The sequence below is a fragment of the Paraburkholderia sp. UCT31 genome (assembly GCF_014397655.1).
Taxonomy (GTDB): Bacteria; Pseudomonadota; Gammaproteobacteria; order Burkholderiales; family Burkholderiaceae; genus Paraburkholderia; species Paraburkholderia tuberum.
This window is the reverse complement of the sequence record NZ_VZQP01000040.1, coordinates 26,537-47,627: the sequence shown is the minus strand read 5'-3', so window position 1 is coordinate 47,627 and position 21,091 is coordinate 26,537. Positions and strand designations below refer to the sequence as shown.

Annotated in this window: 20 protein-coding genes; 6 read left to right on the top strand and 14 right to left on the bottom strand. The window is 61.6% G+C overall.

Annotation, left to right across the window (positions count from 1 at the left end):
- Positions 1–73: 73 nt before the first annotated feature.
- From F6X40_RS28545 to F6X40_RS28500, 10 genes are all read right to left on the bottom strand, one after another.
- Positions 74–1,690, bottom strand: a complete 1,617-nt coding sequence (locus F6X40_RS28545) for a methyl-accepting chemotaxis protein (protein ID WP_187630121.1) — start codon at positions 1,688–1,690, stop codon at positions 74–76.
- Positions 1,691–1,870: 180 nt separating this feature from the next.
- Positions 1,871–2,563, bottom strand: coding sequence for a phosphatase PAP2 family protein (locus tag F6X40_RS28540; protein WP_187630120.1), 693 nt, complete (start codon positions 2,561–2,563; stop codon positions 1,871–1,873).
- 155 nt (positions 2,564–2,718) lie between these two features.
- A complete protein-coding gene (locus F6X40_RS28535; RefSeq protein WP_187630119.1) occupies positions 2,719–4,431 on the bottom strand; it encodes a SulP family inorganic anion transporter in 1,713 nt (570 codons plus the stop codon).
- A gap of 658 nt (positions 4,432–5,089) precedes the next feature.
- Positions 5,090–6,142, bottom strand: a complete 1,053-nt coding sequence (locus F6X40_RS28530) for a substrate-binding domain-containing protein (protein WP_184049508.1) — start codon at positions 6,140–6,142, stop codon at positions 5,090–5,092.
- Positions 6,143–6,187: 45 nt separating this feature from the next.
- The gene (locus F6X40_RS28525) at positions 6,188–7,348 is read right to left on the bottom strand and encodes an ABC transporter ATP-binding protein (RefSeq protein WP_187630118.1); all 1,161 of its coding nucleotides are present in this window, start codon (positions 7,346–7,348) and stop codon (positions 6,188–6,190) included.
- Positions 7,349–7,351: 3 nt separating this feature from the next.
- Positions 7,352–8,269, bottom strand: a complete 918-nt coding sequence (locus F6X40_RS28520; protein ID WP_184074014.1) for a carbohydrate ABC transporter permease — start codon at positions 8,267–8,269, stop codon at positions 7,352–7,354.
- A complete protein-coding gene (locus F6X40_RS28515; protein ID WP_184040305.1) occupies positions 8,266–9,222 on the bottom strand; it encodes a carbohydrate ABC transporter permease in 957 nt (318 codons plus the stop codon). Before F6X40_RS28515 ends, F6X40_RS28520 begins: the two co-directional genes overlap by 4 nt.
- An 8-nt stretch (positions 9,223–9,230) precedes the next feature.
- Entirely contained in the window at positions 9,231–10,469 is a 1,239-nt protein-coding gene (locus tag F6X40_RS28510) for an ABC transporter substrate-binding protein (protein ID WP_187630117.1), read from the bottom strand.
- A 94-nt stretch (positions 10,470–10,563) separates the two neighbouring features.
- A complete protein-coding gene (locus tag F6X40_RS28505; protein ID WP_187630116.1) occupies positions 10,564–11,982 on the bottom strand; it encodes a GH1 family beta-glucosidase in 1,419 nt (472 codons plus the stop codon).
- Between the two features lie 66 nt (positions 11,983–12,048).
- Positions 12,049–12,315, bottom strand: a complete 267-nt coding sequence (locus F6X40_RS28500; protein ID WP_187630115.1) for a hypothetical protein — start codon at positions 12,313–12,315, stop codon at positions 12,049–12,051.
- Between F6X40_RS28500 and F6X40_RS28495 the strand changes: the two genes are divergently transcribed.
- Complete coding sequence (locus F6X40_RS28495; protein ID WP_187630114.1) at positions 12,302–12,688, top strand: ester cyclase; 387 nt, start codon at positions 12,302–12,304, stop codon at positions 12,686–12,688. The two genes, F6X40_RS28500 and F6X40_RS28495, sit on opposite strands and share 14 nt — an antisense overlap.
- Before the next feature lie 123 nt (positions 12,689–12,811).
- Here F6X40_RS28495 and F6X40_RS28490 read toward each other — a convergent pair whose 3' ends face one another.
- Both F6X40_RS28490 and F6X40_RS28485 read right to left on the bottom strand, forming a co-directional pair.
- Positions 12,812–12,967, bottom strand: coding sequence for a hypothetical protein (locus F6X40_RS28490; protein ID WP_184074006.1), 156 nt, complete (start codon positions 12,965–12,967; stop codon positions 12,812–12,814).
- An 82-nt stretch (positions 12,968–13,049) separates the two neighbouring features.
- On the bottom strand, positions 13,050–14,294 hold the full coding sequence (locus F6X40_RS28485) for a DUF1479 domain-containing protein (RefSeq protein WP_187630113.1): 1,245 nt from the start codon (positions 14,292–14,294) through the stop codon (positions 13,050–13,052).
- Between the two features lie 95 nt (positions 14,295–14,389).
- Here F6X40_RS28485 and F6X40_RS28480 point away from each other — a divergent pair, with 95 nt between their 5' ends.
- The 5 genes from F6X40_RS28480 to F6X40_RS28460 all read left to right on the top strand — a co-directional run bounded on the left by F6X40_RS28480 (position 14,390) and on the right by F6X40_RS28460 (position 19,135).
- The gene (locus F6X40_RS28480) at positions 14,390–15,382 is read left to right on the top strand and encodes a helix-turn-helix domain-containing protein (RefSeq protein ID WP_187630112.1); all 993 of its coding nucleotides are present in this window, start codon (positions 14,390–14,392) and stop codon (positions 15,380–15,382) included.
- Positions 15,383–15,562: 180 nt separating this feature from the next.
- Entirely contained in the window at positions 15,563–15,946 is a 384-nt protein-coding gene (locus F6X40_RS28475) for a nuclear transport factor 2 family protein (RefSeq protein ID WP_187630111.1), read from the top strand.
- 104 nt (positions 15,947–16,050) lie between these two features.
- Complete coding sequence (locus tag F6X40_RS28470; RefSeq protein ID WP_187630110.1) at positions 16,051–16,998, top strand: lactate/malate family dehydrogenase; 948 nt, start codon at positions 16,051–16,053, stop codon at positions 16,996–16,998.
- Positions 16,999–17,050: 52 nt separating this feature from the next.
- Positions 17,051–18,529 (top strand): DASS family sodium-coupled anion symporter, encoded by a 1,479-nt coding sequence (locus F6X40_RS28465; protein WP_184065364.1) that lies wholly within the window; start codon positions 17,051–17,053, stop codon positions 18,527–18,529.
- A gap of 147 nt (positions 18,530–18,676) precedes the next feature.
- Positions 18,677–19,135, top strand: coding sequence for an MEKHLA domain-containing protein (locus tag F6X40_RS28460; protein WP_187630109.1), 459 nt, complete (start codon positions 18,677–18,679; stop codon positions 19,133–19,135).
- Positions 19,136–19,529: 394 nt separating this feature from the next.
- Here F6X40_RS28460 and F6X40_RS28455 read toward each other — a convergent pair whose 3' ends face one another.
- Positions 19,530–20,003, bottom strand: coding sequence for a hypothetical protein (locus F6X40_RS28455; protein ID WP_184073996.1), 474 nt, complete (start codon positions 20,001–20,003; stop codon positions 19,530–19,532).
- 1 nt (position 20,004) lies between these two features.
- Positions 20,005–20,733 carry a M35 family metallo-endopeptidase gene (locus tag F6X40_RS28450; RefSeq protein ID WP_187630108.1) on the bottom strand — a complete coding sequence of 243 codons (729 nt, stop codon included), beginning with the start codon at positions 20,731–20,733 and terminating at the stop codon, positions 20,005–20,007.
- Between the last annotated feature and the right edge of the window lie 358 nt (positions 20,734–21,091).

Sequence of the window (21,091 nt, the reverse complement as noted above, 5' to 3'; positions counted from 1 at the left end):
TACGACGTCGGCAATAACCCATTCTAGTGCAGGAAAGTGCGAGAAACGCCTGCGTGCACCTCGCGCGCAGCGCTCATCGTATGGGGCAAATGTCAGTTTGCCCGTCGCCTACCAGCCGAAATACCTGCACGGCATCTTCCAATGTGGACGCCTGTTCTTGCATGCTGGCTGCCGCGGCTGCCACCTGCTCCACCAGAGCAACGTTCTGCTGGGTCATCTCGTCCATCTGCCCGATCGCGCGGTTGACTTCGCCGATGCCGGTACTTTGCTCGTTGCTCGCGTGGGTAATCTCACCCATCAAAGTGACCACACTATCGACAGCCGTGACGATTTCGGTCATGTCCCGGCCAGCCTGGTCGACCAGTTCGCCGCCTGCATTGACGTTGCCGACCGAGTCGGTGATCAGCGCCTTGATTTCCTTGGCGGCCATGGCGCTGCGTTGGGCCAGGCTGCGCACCTCGGCGGCGACGACCGCAAAGCCGCGTCCCTGGTCGCCGGCGCGTGCTGCCTCGACGGCCGCGTTCAAAGCCAGGATATTGGTCTGAAAGGCAATTGAGTCGATCATGCTAATGATGTCGACGATCTTGTGTGAACTGCCGCGGATCAACGACATGGTGGTCACCACATGCCCCACCACGGTGCCGCCTTTGACCGCGAGATCGGAGGCCGAGGCGATGTGTTGGTTGGCGTGCGAAGCGCGTTCGGCATTGGCGCGGACCATCGCCGTCAATTGTTCCATCGTCGATGCGGTTTCCTCGAGCGAGCCAGCCTGCGCCTCGGTGCGGGACGAAAGCTCCGCGTTGCCGGCCGCAATTTCGCGCGCGCCCAGCGCGATCATATCGGAGGCACGTCGGACGTTGCCGACTACCGAGGCCAAACCGACACTGATGCCGTTCATTGCCTGCATCAACTGGCCCAGTTCGTCGCGCCGGCTGACATGAACTTGCGCGGTCAAATCGCCGGCCGCGAGTTTTTCGGCGGCGGCCTTCGCTTCGAGCAGTTGCATGCCGAGACCGCGCCGGGTCGTCACGAAGACCAGCGCGCTGACCAGCAGCGCGCCGAGTAGCCCGAAGCCGATCACCCCGGTTTGCAGGAAAGCTGGCAACGCCGCTCCCGGGCTCGATCGGTCGGGGGGGATCACGGCCTCCAGCAGCCGAGCATAGCCCAGCAGAAGTACGGTATTGGCGGCCAGGGTAAGCAGCGCGAGTCTGGCTCCGATCGACAGGTTCCGCACCTCACTGACGTCGAGACCGACATACAGCGCGCCGATTATCTCGCCAGAACTGTCCCGGATCGGCTCGTACCGTGTCATGTATTGCTTGCCGAATAGCGTCGCGTAACCGGTGTAGGGTTGCCCGCCGCGCAGCATCCGATAGCCGGGATGCGAGCGGTCGAGTACCGTGCCCACGGCCCGCTCGCCGGTTTGCCTTTTGACCGAAGTGGCGACGCGCACGAAGTCGTCGCCAATTGCGACGAATAACGTGCCCGTCGCGCGGGTTTTGCCGGTGAAGTGGTCCACTTCGCCGTAGTTGAGGTTCAGCAGGGTGTTCCCGTTCAGCAGCCCGGGGGTCATGACACCGAGGATGTCGACACTGCTTGATTCGTCGCGTGAAAATGGAGCTGGAAAATACCCGGCGAGCGTTCGCGCGTGACGGCGCACCTGGGCCTTGAGCGGCAGCAGAGAGTACATGAAGTGAACCCCGTCGACTAAGTCAGCGAGCCGAATAAATCGGACGTTTTATTCTGAATTCATTAGACAGAATATTGCATCAGATGGCAATAGAGTGTGCTCGCTAATCTCAGCTCACTGAAAGGCGGCGCGAGGGCGAACCTCAAGAATATCGGCATGCGCCGTGGCGCTCCGCGCGGGTCATAGATGTTTGAACACGCCGAACGCCAGAGCACGCAGTTCTTCGAACTGCGTGACGAGTTCGACACACAAAATGAAGGCCAGCATTGCAGAAGGTCCCGGATGGCGTTCGATCCATCGCAGCGCCGGGGTCGCGTAGCGCGCGCGGATCGCATCTCGAGTCAGGACCAAGGTAATCACGATGCCCACGGCGCCCCCTACCAACAAATCGGTCGGATAGTGAAAGCCGAGATAGGCCCGCGGAAGGCAAATGAAGAGCGCGGTGTAGAGAAGCGCCAGCACGCCGATGCCCCGCCACACGAGGAAGATGCCGGTGGCGATGGCCATCCACAGCATGGCGTGATCGCTTGGGAACGAACTCCAGTCTGACAACTGCGCAGCCTGGGCCGCGCCGCTCGCGAACTGCAGATGAAGTTCGGCGCTATAGATGGGACGCACTCTAAATGGCAACCAGCGAGCCAGCAGCCTTCCGACGAAGAGCGCCACGACACCGCTGAGAAGCGTCGCGAGAACTATTTCGCGCCGCCATTCGGCGCGCCCGTCTTGCTGAAACCAGATCCACCAAAGCACGGCAATCAGTACCAGGCCTTTAAAGGTGTAGAGGTCGGCGATGGCTTGTATCGATTGGGTCGCGAAATGACCGAAGTGTATGCTGGACAGATATGTTTCGATGGTCGAATCGAAGCTGTTCATGCTCTTGTAATCAATATCTGCTAGCCGAAGCGGAACGTCAGAATAATTGAGGCAAGCGACAACAAATGAGGCGCAGACAACGTTTGCTAGCAATTTGCCCGTCCGAGGCGGTGTTCGCGGCATGCGCCGCCTCAGTGCGAAGCCAGGGCGGCCCGTTATGGCGCCCCCTTAACCCGCTCATGCGGATTCTCCACTCCCGCCATGCTCAGCGCCTCATGCAGCGTGCCGAAAATACAGCGCTCCTCGACGATCGGCGTGATTCCATGCCGATCCATATCCGAGCGCAAATAGCGATTCACCCGCGCAAAGACCACCTCGATCCCATTGCGCTTGAGCGTCGAGCACAACTCGCCCACCGAGCGCGCCGCCGAATAATCGACATCCGTAATCGCGCTCGCATCGACGACGAACCAGCGCACGGCGTTCGGTGCGTGATCGATCAGGCGGCGCGTATCGTCGACGAAAAAATGATCGTTCGCGTAGAACAGATCGGCGCCGAAACGATACACGATCAACCCCGGCGCGGTCTCCACGCCGGGCACCGCCGGCACCGGCACCCACATGCCGTCGCCGTTGGGCGCGAGCATCATCGTGTGGGGGCGGTAGCTGTGTCGCACGTGACGCAGCAACGACAACGCGACGGCGACCAGAATGCCGTGCTCGACGCCGATCAGCACGACCGCCGCCGCCGTGAACAAAGCCAGCGCGAATTCGCCGGGACTTTCGCGGCGAATCGAAAAGAGCGACTGCAGATCGATCAGGCCGAGCGCGATCGTAAACACGATGCTCGCGAGAATGCAGTGCGGCAGATACTGCAGATAGCGGCTGAAAAACAGCAGCACGACCACCACGACCGCCGCGAACACGAGCTGCGCGAACTGGCTGCGCGTGCCGGCGCGATCGGCCATCGCGGTCTGCGTCAGGCTGCCGTTGACGACGAACGCGCCGGAAAACGCCGCCGCCGCGTTGGCGGCCGCGATGCCGAGCAGGTCTGCGTTGGGATCGATTGGCTCGTGATAGCGGTCGGCGAACACCCGGCTCGCCGCGGCGCTTTGCGCGACGATCATCACGAAGCACGACGCCGCGACCGGCACGAGATCGAGCATCTGCTGCCACGTCACCGACGGAATCCGCAGCGGCGGCAATCCGCCCTCCACCGGTCCGAGGATGGAGATGCCGTGCGCGGCGAATCCGAACACATCGCTCGCGGCAATGCCCGCGACGACCGCGACCAACGGCACCGGCAGGCGCGGCCAGAAACGTTTGCAGACGAGAATCGCGGTCACCACGAGCAGCGAGATCGCCAGTGTCGGCCGATTGATCTGCGCGGCGTCGCTCACGACGAGCAGCAGTTGTTTCACGCTGCTCGCCGCATGTCCGGGCACGCCGAGCATGTCGCCGAGCATCGCGATGCCGACCTGCACGCCGACGCCCGCAAGAAAGCCGACCAGCACCGTACGCGACAGGAAATCGGCGAGAAAGCCGAGCTTGAAGATGCGCGCGACGAACAGCAACGCGGCCGTCAGCAACGCGACCATCGCCGCGAGCGCCGCATACTCGGCGCTCGACGCGGGCGCCATCGTCGAAAGACGACTCGCGAAGATCGTCGCGGTGGCCGAATCGGCGGCGACGACCAGATGCCGCGAGGCACCGAAGAACGCGAACGCGACGAGCGGCAGGAACACCGTGTAGAGCCCGGTGACGGCCGGCATGCCGGCAATGCGCGCATAGCCGAGGACCTGCGGAATATCCATCGACGCAAGCTGCACACCGGCCAGCGCATCGCGCGCCGCCGCAATCCGGCTCAAAGGAAGAACGCCCTTCAGCACGCTGGCACGCGCCGCCATTTTTTGCAGAGAATCTTGCATACGCGATGCTGACCTAAAACGAAAGTAATCGCGCATCGTGCCGCGAACCGGCGCGCCAAGGCAAGACTTATGGAAGGGAGAACGGGCTATTGACGAAAACGAAAACGAGAAAGCAAACCGAAAGAACGCAAACGATTGCTCCTTTCAAGTGCACAACAAACTAACGGACGTTAATCGCAAAGCGAAAATCTCCACGGCGCAGCCGCGGAAAAAAACGCGCGAAGAAGATCTACCGTTTGAATTGCCCTGTCTGCGGGTCCACATGGCGCGCGAAACCGAACAGCGCAGCAATGCAGATCGGACAGGCGATCAGAAAGATGACCAACATCACACTCACCCCGTAACAACTTGTTACCGGGAAGTGTAAAGCCATTTGAAGTAAGTTTAATGAGGGAAAACCGCAAAGCACTATTGCGCAGGATTACGGGAGCCTTAAAAAGATCGTCGATGCGTAAGTGAAAACGCGAATAAGCGCACCTGCCGCGCGTGAAAAACCGCGCGGAAATATCCGTTGGACTTCAAGGAAAACCCCCGCCGCGCATTGTTGGCAGCCGCGCCCCTACTTCGTTCGCAGGTCTGCACACCGCCCGCATACGACAGCCGCCACGGCGCGCGTGCGCGCGCCAGGCATCACACCGCCACGATTAGGCAAACCCTTCTACCGCTTTGCGCCGCGCGTATTTTTCTTCGGCATCGGCGCTGGCCCGACCGATTCGCGCATCGTCACGCTGAGCGGAAACTCGCGCAAGATCTCCCAGGTGGTGCCGTAACACTGGTTGATGAGCCAGCGCACCGCGTTTTGCGTAAGTTCCCCGGTTGGAATATGCACCGACGTGAGCCCGGGCGCCGCGTAGGCGGCCGAGTAGTCGTCGTCGTAGCTGATCACGGAGATGTCGTGCGGCACCGAAATGCCCGCCTGGTGAAAGCGCGCGAGCACGCTGACCGCCATCGTGTCGTTCGCGCAGAACAGGCCGGTCACGCGCCGCTGCGTCTCGAGCAGCTTCTGCGCGGCCGCGTAGCCGCCTTCGGGCGAAAAGTCGGATTCGATCAGCGTGACGTCGTCGCGCGCAATGCCGGCTCGCGCGAGCTCGGCGAAAAAGCCGTCGATCCGCATCACGTTGTCCGACGCGGTAGCGGGCCCGGAAATCACCGCGATGTCGCGATGCCCGTGATCGAGCAGCGTGCGCGCCGCGAGTTCGCCGCCGCGCCGATGATCCGCGCTGAACGACGCCTCGGGCAACTGCTCGAACGCGCGATTCAGGAACACCATCTTCGGATGCATGCCATGGAGCATGATCAGGTCTTCGTCATGCAGATCGTGGCTGATCACGACCACGCCATCGCAATCGCGGCCGATCAAAAAGCGCACTGCCTCGATCGCCTGCTCGCGCGGCGACACCTCGCCGCAACCGGTCGCGACCACGACATGGCGCCCCACCGCGCGCAGCTCGGTGTCGGTCTGCTTCAGGATCGTGCCGTAATAGGAACCAAAGAAGGTCGGCACGAAGATGCCGATGATGCCGAGCTGCTGCGTCGCCATCGCCCGGCCGATCGACGACGGGCGGAAATTCAGCGCCTCGATCGCCGCCTTCACGCGCGCCGCGGCATCGGCGGAAATCGGTCCCTTGCCGGAAATGGCTCGTGAGGCGGTCGACATGCCCACGCCGGCCAGTTCCGCGACGTCCTTGAGTGTTGCCACGCGGTTCTCCATCAAGCCTGTCTCGACGAGCCGCTTCGCGCGTGACGCGCCGCGGCGTTATAAGCGCGCGCCGCTCGCTTCGTCGAATAGCGAGACATGCGCGGCGTCGAACGAGAACGCCACGGTGTCATCCTCCGCAATCGGCGCCTTGGTCTGATCGATCGACGCGATCTGTTCGCCATGATAGTCGAGCCAGATCACGCGGTGGTTGCCCATCGGCTCCATCAGCGAAACTTTCGCGCGCTCGCTGGCGCCTTCCGTGATATGCACGTCTTCGGCGCGTACGCCGAGCACGCAGCGCACGCCCTGCGCGGGCGCCCCCTTGAACGCGTACGCCGACACGTCGATCCGCACCTGCCCAGTGCAAAAGTGAAGCGCCCCGTCGCGCGTCTCGAGCGTGCCCTTCAGCAGATTCATCGCCGGCGAGCCGAGGAAGGTCGCCACGAACAGATTGTTCGGCCGCGCATAGACCTCGGCCGGCGTGCCGAACTGCTGGATCACGCCGCCGCGCATCACTGCCATGCGCGTCGCGAGCGTCATCGCCTCGACCTGGTCGTGCGTCACGTAGATCATCGTCGCGCCCAGGCTGTGATGCAGCTGCTTCAGTTCGCGGCGCAGTTCGGTGCGCAGCTTCGCGTCGAGGTTCGACAGCGGTTCGTCGAACAGGAACACGTCGGCCTCGCGCACGATCGCGCGGCCGATCGCGACGCGCTGCCGCTGTCCGCCCGACAACTGCGACGGCTTGCGCTTGAGCAGCGGCCCCAGTTGCAGCATCTCCGACGCGCGGGCGACGCGCCGCGCGATTTCCGCCTTCGGCGTGCCGTTGATGCGCAGCGCGAACGACAGGTTGCGCTCGACGCTCATGGTCGGATACAACGCGTACGACTGGAACACCAGCGCGATGCGGCGATCCTTCGGATCGGCCCACGTCATGTCCTCGCCGGCGATCTCGATGCTGCCGTCGCTGACGTCGATCAATCCCGCGATGCTGTGCAACAGCGTGGACTTGCCGCAACCCGACGGCCCCAGCAGCACGACGAACTCACCGGCGAGCACGTCGAGATCGAGATTCTCGATCACCGTGTTCAAACCGAGGCGAATCGTCAGATTGCGGACCGCCACATTGGCGGGATGCGTGAGCGCCGCGGCGTCGGAGTCAACGTCAGCGCTTGCACCCGGCACGCCGGCTGCATCGATCGTATTAGCCATGTTTGCCATGCCCTACCCCTTGACGGCGCCCGACGCAATGCCGCGCACGAACCAGCGGCCCGAAATGAAATAAACCGCGAGCGGCACCAGCGACGTCAGGATGGTCGCCGCCATATTGACGTTGTAGAGCCGCTCGCCGGTCGTCGTGTTGATGATGTTGTTCAACTGCACCGTCATCGGCAGATTCTTCGTGCCAGCGAACACGAGGCCCAGAATGAAGTCGTTCCAGATGTTCGTGACCTGCATGATCAGCGCGACGACGATGATCGGCGTCGACATCGGCAGCATCAGTTGAAAGAAGATGCGCCAGAAGCTGCCGCCGTCGATGCGCGCGGCCTTGAACAGCTCCTGCGGAATCGACGCGTAGTAGTTGCGGAACAGCAGCGTCATCACCGGCATGCCGAACATCGTATGGATCAGCACGATGCCCGGCAGCGAGCTGAACAGATGCACGCTCGCGAGCACGCGCACGAGCGGATAGATCATGACCTGCACTGGAATGAACGCGCCGATCAGCAGCACGCCGAACAGCAGACCCGCGCCGCGCGGCCGCCAGAACGACAGCGCGTAGCCGTTCACCGCGCCGACCATGATCGACAGCACCGTGCTTGGCACGACGATACGCACCGAGTTCCAGAAGCCGACGCGAATGCCGTTGCAATCGAGCCCGGTGCAGGCCGACTGCCATGCGGCGCTCCACGCGTCGAGCGTGAAATGCATCGGCAAGCCGAGCAGATTGCCGAGGCGGATCTCGCTCATCGGTTTGACCGACGTGACCAGCATCACGTAGAGCGGCAGCAGAAAGAACACCGCCGCGGTGAGCAGAAACGCGTAGATGCCGAGCCGCGCCGGCGAGAACGCCGAGCGGCGGGGCCGCGTGCGCGCGCGATGCGGCATGCCGCCTTTGAGCGTGGAATCGAGCGTGTTCATCCTCTCTCCCCGCGCAGCGCCGCACGGCTGCGTGCATAGAAGAACGGCGCGAGCACCGCGAGCACCGTCGCCAGCAGCACGATCGATGCAGCCGACGCAAGGCCGATGTTCGCGCGCCCGAACAGATAGTCCATGATGAATTTGGCCGGCACTTCGCTCGCGGTGCCGGGGCCGCCCTGCGTCATCGCGACGACCGCGTCGTACAGCTTCACGACCATCACGAACAGCAGCACGAACGCGGTCGAGATCGACGGTCCGAGCATCGGCACCACGATGCTCGCGTACACGCGCCAGCGAGGAATGCCGTCGATGCGCGCGGCTTTCCACAACTCTTCGTCGATGCCGCGCAGGCCCGCGAGCAACAGCGCCATCACGAGGCCCGAAGCCTGCCACACGGTCGCGATCACGATCGTGTAGATGACCCAGTCCTGATCGACGATCCAGTCGAAGCGCGCATGCGCGAAGCCGAGATTGCGCAGCACCTGCTGCGCACCGAGCGCGGGATTCAGGATCCATTGCCACACGAGCCCGGTCGCGACGAACGACATCGCGTACGGATACAGAAACACCGTGCGCAACGCGCCTTCCGCGACCACGCGCTGATCGATAAAGATCGCCAGCAGCAAGCCGATCACCATGCACGCGATGATGAAACACGCGCCATAGATCACGATGTTCTGCAGCGACGTCAACCAGCGGTCGTTGTGAAAGAGCCGCACGTACTGCGTGAAGCCCACGAAGTCGTGCGACGGAAACGTGTGCGAATTGCTGAGCGACACGCGCGCGGTCCAGACCATCGTGCCCAGGTACGTGAACACGACGGTCAGGAGCATCGGCAGCAAGGCCAGCCAGACCGCGATCGAAAACCGCCGGTTCAGCGGCTTGTTTCGCGGTTTGGGGTGCGACTTGTCCTGTGGTTTCGAACCCTCGGCTGGCAGCTTGAGCGCGTGCATGGCGAGGCCTAGCCCTTCAACGCGCTGGCGAACGCTTTCTGCGCGTCGTCGACGGACTCGTTCTTGTTCCAGAAGTTCGTCACGACGTCAGTCAGCGCACCCTGCGTATCGGGCGACAGCAGCATTTCCGGATTCGGCAACTGGCGCGACTTGTCCTTCATGATCGCGATGCCCTCCTTGGCGCAGACGTCGAGGCTGCTCGCGTCGACGTCAGACCGGATCGGAATCGAGCCCTTCTTCGCGCTGAACGCGACCTGCGCGGACGGCGAGGTCATCACCGTGGCGAGCAGATTCTGCGCCTTGATCGCCGACGCGCTGTCGGTCTTCGGGAACACGAAGACGTCGCCCGCGACCAGATACGGCGAACGCGGACCGAAGCCCGGGAAGCAGCCGAAGTCCTTGCCCGCCGTTTGATTCGCCGCGACGAACTCGCCCTTCGCCCAGTCGCCCATGATCTGAACGCCGGCCTTGCCCGAAGTCACGAGCGCGGTCGCGTCGTTCCAGTTGCGGCCAGGCGAGCCCGGATCGACGAAATCGTGCAGCCGCTTGAACGACACGAGCACCTTCTTGAACGCATCGGAGTTCACCGCGTTCTGATCGTGATCGCGATAGACCTTCATATACAGGTCCGGGCCGCCCACATCGGCGAGCACCGCGTCGAACGTGATCTTCTCCTGCCACGGCTGGCCGCCGAACGCGAGCGGAATCACGCCCGCGCTCTTCAGCTTGCCGAGATCGGCGATGAATTCGTCGTAGCTTTTGGGCTCGCTCGCGATGCCCGCTTTCTGGAACACCGGCTTCGAGTAGAAGAACCACGCGGGCATATGAATGTCGACCGGCGCCGCGTAGAAATGGCCCTTCACGCGGATACTGTCGAGAATCGACTGCGGGAAAATGCCGTTCCAGTTTTCTTTCGCGGCGACGTCGTCGACGTTATTCAGGAGTCCCTGGTCGATCAGATCGTGAAACTGCTTCGACGTATTGAACTGGGCGGCGGTGGGTGGATCACCGCCGACGATCCGGTTGATCGCGGTGGCGCGCGCCTGATCTCCGCCGGCGACTGCGTTGTCGACCCATTGGCCGCCGGCCTTGTCGTACGCGACGGCAAACTGCCGAATCGCGGCCGACTCGCCGCCCGAGGTCCACCAGTGAATCACGTTAGCCTTGAGCGGTTCCGCATGCGCGACGACGCCATACAGCGCCAGTGCCGCAACTACGCCTCGCAAGACCATTCTGTTGCTGTACATTCCGTCTCCTCCAGGCTGAGTGCCCGTGTGTCAAGTCGAAATACCAATCAGCTCCACCCGGTTTTACATCGTTGCTGCGTCGTTTTAATTGTGTTTATTGCGCTTGCGCGTTGCGATCTTCCAGGAATTTCGACACCAGCTCCGCGCTGCGCTTGACCGTACGCTTCTGCGTTTGGTAGTCGACGTGCACGATGCCGAAGCGCCGCTCATAGCCGAAAGCCCACTCGAAGTTGTCCATCAGCGACCACAGGAAATAGCCGCGCACGTCGACGCCCGCCTTGATCGCCTGATCGACCGCGGCGAGATGGCGCTTCAGGAACGAGATGCGCTGCGTGTCCTCGACGCGGCCGTCGATCACCTTGTCGTCCGATGCCATGCCGTTCTCGGTGATGTAGATCGGCGGCAGATTGGCATAGGTATCCCTGAAACCGGTCAACAGATCGCGAAGACCGTCAGGGTAAACCTCCCAGCCCATCTGCGTGCGCTCGACACCCTCGAGCGGCACCTCCTTGAAACCGTGCCCACCATCGCTCGCCACGTTGGTGCGGAAATAATAGTTGATGCCGAGAAAATCGAGCGGCGTATTGATCGTCCGCATGTCGCCTTCGAGCACGAGCGGCTCGCTGCCAGGCCACAACTCGAACAGGTCTTGCGGATACTCGCCCTTGAACAGCGGATCGAGAATCCACGCGTTGTGCTGAACTTCGAACAGCTCGGCCGCGCGACGGTCGGCGGCGCTGTCGCTATTCGGCGTGCCGCGCCCGACATTCGCGACGATGCCCTTGTGCGAGCGCGGATCGTTCGCGCGCAGCACCGGAATCGCGAGACCGTGCGCGAGCAGCAGATGATGCATGGCCTGCGCGGCGAAACGCAGGTTCGAGAGTCCCGGCGCGTGATGGCCGTTGCCGTAGCCGAGGTACGCCGAACACCACGGCTCGTTGAGCGTCGCCCACGCATCGACGAGGCCGTGCAGCTCGCGGCTCATCAGATCCGCGTAATCGACGAAACGGTACGCGGTTTCGCGATTGAGCCAGCCGCCGCGATCCTCGAGATGCTGAGGCAAATCCCAGTGATAAAGCGTGACGAAAGTCGTGATGTTCTTCTCTTTGAGCCGTCCGAGCAGGCGCTTGTAGAAGTCGAGCCCCTTGCGATTCGGCGTGCCGTTTTCGTCCATCACGCGCGGCCATGCGGTCGACAGCCGGTACGCTTCGAGGCCGAGGCCCGCGAGCAGGTCGACGTCCTGTTCCCAGCGATGATAGTGATCGCACGCGACGGCGCCGGTGTCGCCGGCCAACACCTTGCCCGGTGTGGCCGAGAACGTGTCCCAGATCGACGGCAGGCGGCCGTCTTCGTTGACCGCGCCTTCGATCTGATACGACGCGGTGGCCGCGCCGAGCAGGAAATCCTGGCGCCACAGCGACGAATCGGCGGGCGGTGTGAATGGATCGGTATGCGGGTCGCCGTGAGCGGCTGGACGGCCGGCGTCGATGATTGCGGATGCGTCGTTTACCACGGATTCTCTCCTGCCATGAGGTCGTTGAACCGGGTGTGGTGGAGCTCGAGGCGCTGGCGTTCGGACTTACTGTGAACGCTTAAGTGGAAGCGCTTCCACACTGTCCAGCGAACGATAGCAGCGGGGAAATCGGCGCAGCAATCCGGGTTTGTCTGGAGGGGTTTCTGGCATGCGTGCGAGGGTGATGCGGCGCGCATCGAGGTTGTCCGACTGCAACGGATAGTTGCGGCTTCCGACGAAAATCCCTGGCAGCCGTGCAACGCAAAGTCTCGGATCGCCGACAATCGGCTTATCCACTGAAGCATGGAAGACGATTGCGATGAGCGAATTCAATCTGTCGGAACTCTACCGCGGCTATATCGCCTGCCTGAACACGCAGGACTGGTCAAAGCTGCGAGACTTCGTTGGAGAAGACGTGAAGTACAACGGCCAACGAATCGGTTTGTCGGGCTATCGCGAGATGCTGGAAAGAGACTTCCGCGACATTCCCGACCTGCGCTTCGAGATTCAGATGCTGGTTTGCGAGCCGCCACATATCGCAAGCCGATTGCATTTTGACTGCACACCCATCGGCATGTTACTTGGGCTTCCCGTGCAAGGAAAACGGGTGGAGTTTTCCGAGAACGTCTTCTACGAGTTTGGTGACGGCAAGATCCAGCAAGTCTGGTCGGTCATCGATAAAGCCGCGATCGAGAGTCAGTTGTAGCGGCTCAGGGACACGCCGCGCTCAAACGCTTCGCGCGGCAATTCTGCCATGTGGGGAAATGCCGCGGTTATCAGAAACGCCCGCATTTCACTTCGATTCTTTTTATCGGGCGAATGCGCTCGTCTATGGCTCGTCGTCCTCGCGATCGGGGTCGACGTCGGGATCGAGCGGCGGCTCATCCGGGTCCTGCGATGGACCGACGTCGGGCAGATCCGTCTGCACGACGTCGGACTGATCCGGGCGGATCGGGTTTTCGTCCTTGTTCGGTGTGGTTGCCATGGCCGGTCCTCCTTAGGTCGTTGCCATGCTGAAGCGGCAGCAAGTTCCGCTCCCGATCCAGACGCGGCCATGCCCTGTCCGGTCACAAATCGAAGCCCATTTGCGCACGGCCAAGCTCGGTGAGATCGTCTGGCGTCGCGCGGCCGACGAAATCGACTTCGAAATGATCGGCCGGAAAATCCGGCGGGCTCCTGCCTTCGAGAAAGCCCGGCAGTTGCCGCTTCAGATACGCATCGTTCTTCGCGCAGCCCGGCAGCGAAGCGATATACATCACGTTGCTATAACCGTTGCCGCGATGCGCGTCCTCGACCGCGTGAATGACGTCGCTATGCCAGAACACGGTGTCGCCCGCCTGCATCAGCGGAATCGACGACAGCGCATGAAACAGCGGCGCGTGATAGTCGGACTTGATCGACAGCGCGCGCCCCGGCAGCGCTCCGCACAGATCGTCTTCGGCGACATCATCCTGAAGCGCGCGCAACAGGATGTAGACCATCGAGTTCGCCATTGGCACCAACTGCAGCGTGCCGTCGCCGGGACCCTGCGGCGTCAGCGCGGTCCAGCCTTGAAACGTGCGGAACATCGAGCAGACGGCCGGCGATGCGATCTCCTCGACTTCGGTTCGCCACGCGGCGTCGAACGGATCGTAGTCGCGCCAGTGGCCCGAGAACACATGGCGATAGACCTTGCGGAAGTTCGGCTCGATCCAGCGCTCGACCGAACCGCCGTCGCAATGCGCCGACAACCCGAGCGATTCCGAGCCGGGCGGCCGACGGCGCAGGCGGTCCGCATACACCGGCACATGGTTCGGATCGAAATGCACGCGCCCTTCGCTTTCGGTGCGCCACAGCCGGTTCAGGAACACGCGGGCCTGCGTGAGCTCGGTCGATTGCCGCGCGAGCACCTGCGGTATCGACCAGTACACACCGTAGATTTGCGGCTTGCTCGAGGCGAGCTGCCCAAAGTACCTGTCTTCCGCGCGATTCTGCAGCTTTGCGTCGAGGTCGTTGCGCTCGACGTAGTCGGCGATGTCCTGATCCCATTGCTCGACGAGCGACCGGTCGAACACCTTGCGGATCACACAGGCGCCGCGAGCTTTGACGAGCGCGATCTGCTCGTCGGTGACCCGGTTCGTCACGATGTCGGCGAACTGGATTTCCGGAATGACCGGCTCGCCGCGCTCGCGCAGCGTCGCGATTCGCTCCGCCTCCTTCGTCATCGCCGCTTCGACGTCGGCGAACACGTCGCGGTAGTTCGGCAGCATCGCGCGCAGTTGGCGCTTCGCTTGACGGATGGCTGCCGGCAGGTCGTCGATTTGCAAGGCCATTGCATCGTCTCCATGTGGTTTCCGATGCTTGAAGCGTACGCGAACGATCGCCGCCTGCGTGATACTATCCGGTCAAAGATTTGACGATTTCGGACATGAAAGCCGCTTTTGAACATGTGGATTTTGGCCGGGACTGTTCGGTCAGGGTTTACCACCGCAGGCTGCCCCGCATCCCTTTCGAATGGCACCACCATCCCGAGTACGAGCTGACGCTGACGATGAACAGTCAGGGCAAGCGGTACATCGGAGACTCCGTCGCGACCTACGGCGCGGACGATCTGGTGCTGGTGCCGCCGAATCTGCCGCACACTTGGGCCTCGAACCGTTCGATCGACGCGGCGCACCCGCAGGTCGCGATCGTCGTATGGTTCGACGGCGCGTGGGTGCGGCGACTCGCCGATGTCTGCCCCGAATACAACGGACTTTGCGACCTGTTGCGCAGAGCGGCCTGCGGCCTCGCGTTCGAAGACGGTGCCGGCACACGCATGCGCGAACACCTCGACCGCCTGCTGTCCGACAAACCGCGCGAACGCTTGCAGGCGGCGCTCGATGTACTGGATCTGCTGTCGGCGCTCCCCGCCACGCCGCTCGCGTCCCCAAGCGCATTCGACGCGCGAACCGGCACGCCGACTGGCCACGAATCCGATCAGATCAATCGCGTGCTCGCGTTGATCGAAACACAGTTCGCGTACCCGCTTCGGCTTTCCGCGCTGGCCAAGGCGTCGGGGCTTTCCGAGCGCTCGTTGACGCGCCATTTCACGCAGCATCTTGGCGAGAGCGTCGGGCGCTACCTGACGCGCGTACGAATCGGCCACGCATGCCGGATGTTGACCGATACGCAAGCGCCGATTTCCGTCATTGCGACGCGCTCCGGGTTCGCAAACGTGGCGAATTTCAACCGGCAATTCAAAGCCGCCAAGGACATGACACCGGTTGAATTCAGGCAGCAGTTCGCGGGCGCGCGGCGGGCGGAGCAACAGATTTCGCCAATGCTCACCGAGCGCTCGCCTTCTCTGCAGAGACTTCGCAACAAAGGAGACGGCAAGCGGATGTCTCGGCCCGCGCGTGCAGGCCGGCAGTCCGAATGACCGGACTACTCGGCGAGCAATCCCTACAGGCGCCAGACATTTTTTGCACGTCCGGGGGAGTACTTGCAGCAAGGGTGGGGCCAGGGATTTTATGGCGCAGACTATGCGCTGGCGGCGAAATTTCAACGCGACGGCAACGCGCGGCTGGTCGACTGCAATACCCGACTCTGGAGGCACTCCATGAACGAACAAGCGATACGTGAAGCCTTGAACGCACACTGGCGAGCGTCGGCGGACGGCGATCTCGACGCCGAACACGCTATCTACGCCGACGATGCGATCTGCGACTATCCTCAATCAGGCGAGCGAATTCATGGACGAACCAATTTGCAGGCTCTGCGCGGCCATCATCCCGGCAAGCCATCGGGTTTCGCGATCAGGCGAATTCAAGGCGAGGGCAATCTGTGGATCACCGAGTACACGATCAACTATCAGGGGCGCATCGCTTACACGGTTAGCGTGATGGAGTTCCGCGCAGGCAAGGTCGTCCACGAGACGCAGTATTTTGCTGATCCGTTCGAGGCACCGGATTGGCGGAGTCAATGGGTTGAGCGGACCGCGTGAAAAAACGCGCGGCGGCCGTGTAGGACCAAGGTCCGATTGATGACAAACGCGCGCATGCGACTATGCTTCGAGGGGGCTGAAGCCCGAACTTGACGAGGTTCGCTATGCGGCAGGCCAAGATCGTTATCGTCGGCGCGGGGCTGGTCGGGGGATCGGCAGCCCTGCTCGTGGCATTGGCCATTCCGAGTGCGAAAGTCGTCATGATCGATGTCGCGCGGGTGCGCGCTGAGGGACAGGTTCTCGATCTCGCCCACGCCGCGGCATTCTGGGGGCACAGCCGTTTTCGCGCAGGGGACTACGAAGACGCGCGTGACGCCGACATCGTCGTGATCACGGCCGGCGCCGGCGTCAAACCCGGCGAGACTCGCCTGCACCTTGCCAGAACCAATGCGGACATCGCGACCGAAATCGTCGGGCGGATCGCGCCGCTCGCGCCCGACGCCATCTATCTGATCGCGACCAACCCATGCGACGTGCTGACCGGCGCCGTTTACGACCAATTGCGTTGCGAGCGCGAGCGCGTCATCAGCACGGGAACCTCGCTCGATACCGGGCGGCTGCGCTCCCTGCTGTCCGAGCGGCTCGGCGTGGTGGCCTCCGCGATTCACGCCTATGTGCTCGGCGAGCACGGCGAATCGGCCGTGATCCAGTGGTCCGCCGCAACGGTCTGCGGCATGCCCCTCGAGACCTTCCTGACGCGCAACGGCAAGGAGCTGGGCCCCGCCAGCAGGGATCTGATCCTGCGCTCCGTCCACGAGGCGGCGAAGCTCATCAAGGAAGGCAAAGGCGCCACCCATTACGGCATCGCCAGCGCGATAGGAAGGATCTGCGAGGCCATCGTGCACGACACCGATCTGATTCTCACGGTTGGCATCGTCCAGCCCGAAGTGGAAGGCGTACCGGACGTGTGCGTGTCGCTGCCAATGGTCGTCAATGGCGCGGGCGCGCGGTTGATCGCCTATCCGGAACTCGACCCTATCGAGCGCGAGACCTTGCTAGGTAGCGCGCGCATCGTCAAGGACGCGACGGAAAGCGTGCTCCACGAGCGGTGACGCCTTCCCGCGCACTCCGAAAATACCCAACCACGCCGGCACGAGGTCCATCATGGCTCCTACACCTGCCAAGGTTTCACGGCCCACCAGCTCGCCTCCCGCCACGCCGAAGCCCTCGGTCGGACTGCCGGCCGGCGTCTGGAAATATCTGGTACCGATCGCGGTCGGCGTCGCGCTGTGGTTTCTGCCCGCGCCCGCCGGCCTCCAGCCGAAGGCGTGGCATATGTTCGCCGTGTTCGTCGCGACCATTGCCGGCATCATGACCGCCCCGCTGCCGATGTCGGTGGTTGCCATCATCGGCTCGACCATTGGCGTGCTCGTCGGCGTTCTGTCGTTTGCCGACGTCACCAAATCCACCGGCACCGACCTCGTATGGCTCGTGATGCTCGCGTTTTTCATTTCACGCGGCGTGATCAAGACCGGCCTTGGCCGCCGGATCGCGCTTCTGTTCATGCGATTGCTGGGAAAGCGAACGACGGGGCTCGGCTACGGGCTCGTGTTGACCGAACTCGTGATCTCCCCCGCGATGCCGAGCATCACCGCGCGCGCGGGCGGCGTGATGTTGCCGATCACGCGAGCCATTTCCGAAGTGCTGGGCAGTCACGCCGACGATCCGGAATCACGCGTGAAGGTGGGACGCTACCTGATTCTCTGCGCCTTCCACGCGAACATCATCACGGCGGGCATGTTCATCACGGCAATGGCGGGCAATCCGCTGGCGGTCAGGCTGGCCGCGGACCAGGGCGTGTCGATCAGTTGGCTCGACTGGGCGGTGGCGGCGTCGATCCCCGGTCTGCTGTGCCTCGCCGTGATTCCGATCGCCATGCTGTGGATCGCCCCGCCGCAGGTCAGACGCACCCCCGATGCCACCGACCTCGCGCAACGAGAGCTCACGACGATGGGGCCCATCTCGGTCAAAGAAATCATCATGGCGTGCATCTTCGTCGGCTTGCTGGTGCTGTGGGTGTTCGGCGACGATCTCGGCGTCGGCGCGACGCTCGCGGCGGCGATCGGCGTTTCGTTGCTGTTCATCAGCGGCGTGCTGACCTGGCAGGACGCGCTGAACGAGAAGTCCGCCTGGGACACGATGATCTGGATCGGCCTGCTCATCATGCTGGCCTCCAAGCTCAACGAATATGGCATGGTGAGCTGGTTCGGCAAGGAATTCGGCGCGCATCTCGCGGGCTTTCCGATGCTGGCGGTCTATATGATGGTGGCGGCGATCTACGTTTACATTCACTACTTTTTCGCCAGCGCCACCGCGCATATCAGCGCGCTGTTTCCGCTCTCCATGGCACTGATGGTCGCCGCCGGCGTCCCGCCCTTCGTCGCCGCAGTCTCGCTCGGGATTCTGAGCAATGTGAACGGCTGCCTGACGCAATATGGCATCGGCTCCGGTCCCGTCATGTTCGGCGCGGGCTACGTGACCCAGGGCGAATGGTGGAAGGCGGGATTTTTGATGAGCCTGTTTTACATGGTGGCCTGGCTGGTCGTTGGGCCGCTTTGGTGGAAGGTGCTGGGGCACGTATGAGAGATTCGCGCCGGAGCAAGATGGAGCGCAACGTTCCAGATCGAGTCTGATTGGATAACATAAGGCCGCGAAACTTCGCTTGCAGATGCTGTATCGTGAGCGCCTACGCCCTTGCATAGGTCCACGATCTCCGTCCAGACGTCTCAGATGATTCCGCTCCACCGCAATCCAGCTTTCTATCAGCTCCTTGCCGACAGCTACGCCCAGCGGCTTGGTCGTCCGCTGGTGCCGCAGGCCATGCCCGTGGACGAAGCAACCGAATGGCTCTACGAGAGTGCCCCATTCGCGGTACTCGCGCACAACACCGATCCCGACCCGCTCTTTATTTACGGCAACAAGGCCGCACAGCGCCGCTTTGGATACAACTGGGATGAAATCACCCGACTGCCGTCCCGACTCTCAGCCGAGGCCCCTAACCGCGAGGAGCGGCAGCAATTCCTGGCACGCGTCCAGCGGCTGGGCTACGAGGCGGGCTACAAGGGCGTGCGTGTCACTAAGTCCGGCCAGCGCTTCATGATCGAAGAAGCCACGCTGTGGCAACTTCGCGACGCGGACGGCAAACTGCACGGCCAGGCCGTTGTCATCCCGCGGACGCGCGACATCTGATCTCATGCCAACGGTTGATGCGTGAGCCTACTGCCGCGAAACCACGAGACGAGATACCCGCGACGAAGACCTTTGTGGGGTCGATCTGATAGCGCTGAACTTTTTTTGTGATCGTGGACGTGGCCGATCCGGCATCCGCGATGGGGCTCGAGGTGGCGGCTAACGCTGTTGCCTGTGCAGACTGCCGGTCCACTTGCATCCGTACTGGCCGAATCGCCACCGCCACGCATCCGAGGAGACCGATCGCTGACACGGTTGCCGACGCTAACCGTTGGCCTAACGTCATCGTCATCATGGTCGAACTGCTCATCGTTCACAGCGAGTCGCAGCAGTAGGGGCGAATGAGCGAGATTGCGGCTCGGCCAAAGCAGTGCCTTTAGGTGGCAGCAGAGGCCTACTTGATTGCCTTGCTTGTCGGCGTCACGCGCGGATCGTCGCACAGTCGCTGGCAGCCCCCCGTGCATAACGGCATGAGACCCACGCTAAGCTGTAGATATCCACTGCGCCCAGTGCTATCTTTTGGATAAGGCAATTTCTCCAGATGAGAGTCAACATATATATATTGCGGCTTTATACCAAGTTCAATCAAAAATTCTTTTAGCAGCTTACCCCGCGACTCTGCCAGTTCTTTAGCATTGGCTTCCCCAACGTAAGCGTTTGCGACGATTTGGGCTTGAATCTCAACATTGGGCCATTGCCGGGCATTCAATACCATGCTCACCATTTTTAGACGGTAGGTGTTTGGAATTCCTTGGTAGTTCAGTGGAACGCTTTCGGTCAAATCTTCTGATATCGTGCAAGCCATCAATTGCTGCGATACAGCAAAAGAGAATGCAAAAAAAACGGATAAAATAAATTTTTTGATCATATTACCAAATCTTCCTTTCGGAAAATTCACTGAGGGTATCAAAATGGGCAATATAGCACGCGAAATTGTCTGCATTCCTGCATGCCCCCTCTGGATCAGTTTGCGCCCAATAACCAATACCAGGTCCAAAACCATAAACTACATCGTCTGAATCGAATGTATCAACATAGTGCGTACATTCATGAATCAAGACCTTCAACTTGCAATTTGTCGAAACATCAACATCAGGAAGGGTACAAAAATGTGGATAGATTGCGATTATTCTACGTGCCGAATCCGGCTTGCATACTGCCGCATCGTTGCCCCCTCTATCGGGAGCTATTGCACACGAAATCTGCATGCCCTTCTGTTCGTCCCACCGAATGATCTTCTCGGGTTTTAGCTGCTGCATCGCGGTTGCCAGCCTGGGCAGGCCGAAACTCAATCGATTGTGGATAAATTGATCGCTCCGGCCAAACCAGCGTTTCACCCGGTCTTGCGTCGGCTTATCCCACCGCGCAACATCAGCAATACGCTCATTTATGAGAACCAACGCTGTGTCTCGCAAACGCATTATTAGCTTTCGAAACTCGGCGTTGCTCATATTTTCACATATTGGCAACGTATTGATTACGACATTGGATATTGAACCAGGAGTTGTATTGGTAATGGCTGTGCCGACCTCGGTCCATTCTTCATTCTCGTCGGTCTTGAGGTATTGGCTATGTTTGCTCAAAAAGTCATTTGTCATCTGTTCTCCCATAATAAAAGACTTAGCTGCTGTCCGCCGCTATGACCCGGCAACATCGATAAAAAGCTGCTTTGCGTTACCTGTTGAAACACGCTGGGTGCGCCCCTGAGCATCCGTGACGCCTTTCGCAAGGACCATCGAACCGACGCGTATGCGGTAACGCACCCGCCTGTCGCTTGCCCGTGGAGTCTCTTAACTCGAACTGCTCATTGAACCGTTTGGGGGCACGCTCGCGACAATCGCACGCCCATGCGTAACCCAGGGCTTCGGCCATGTCGTAACCGTTTGAATACGACTTCAGCCTATCGAACGGAAACCATTCGCCGGTTTCGGCGTTCAGCGCCATGGCGAACGGCAT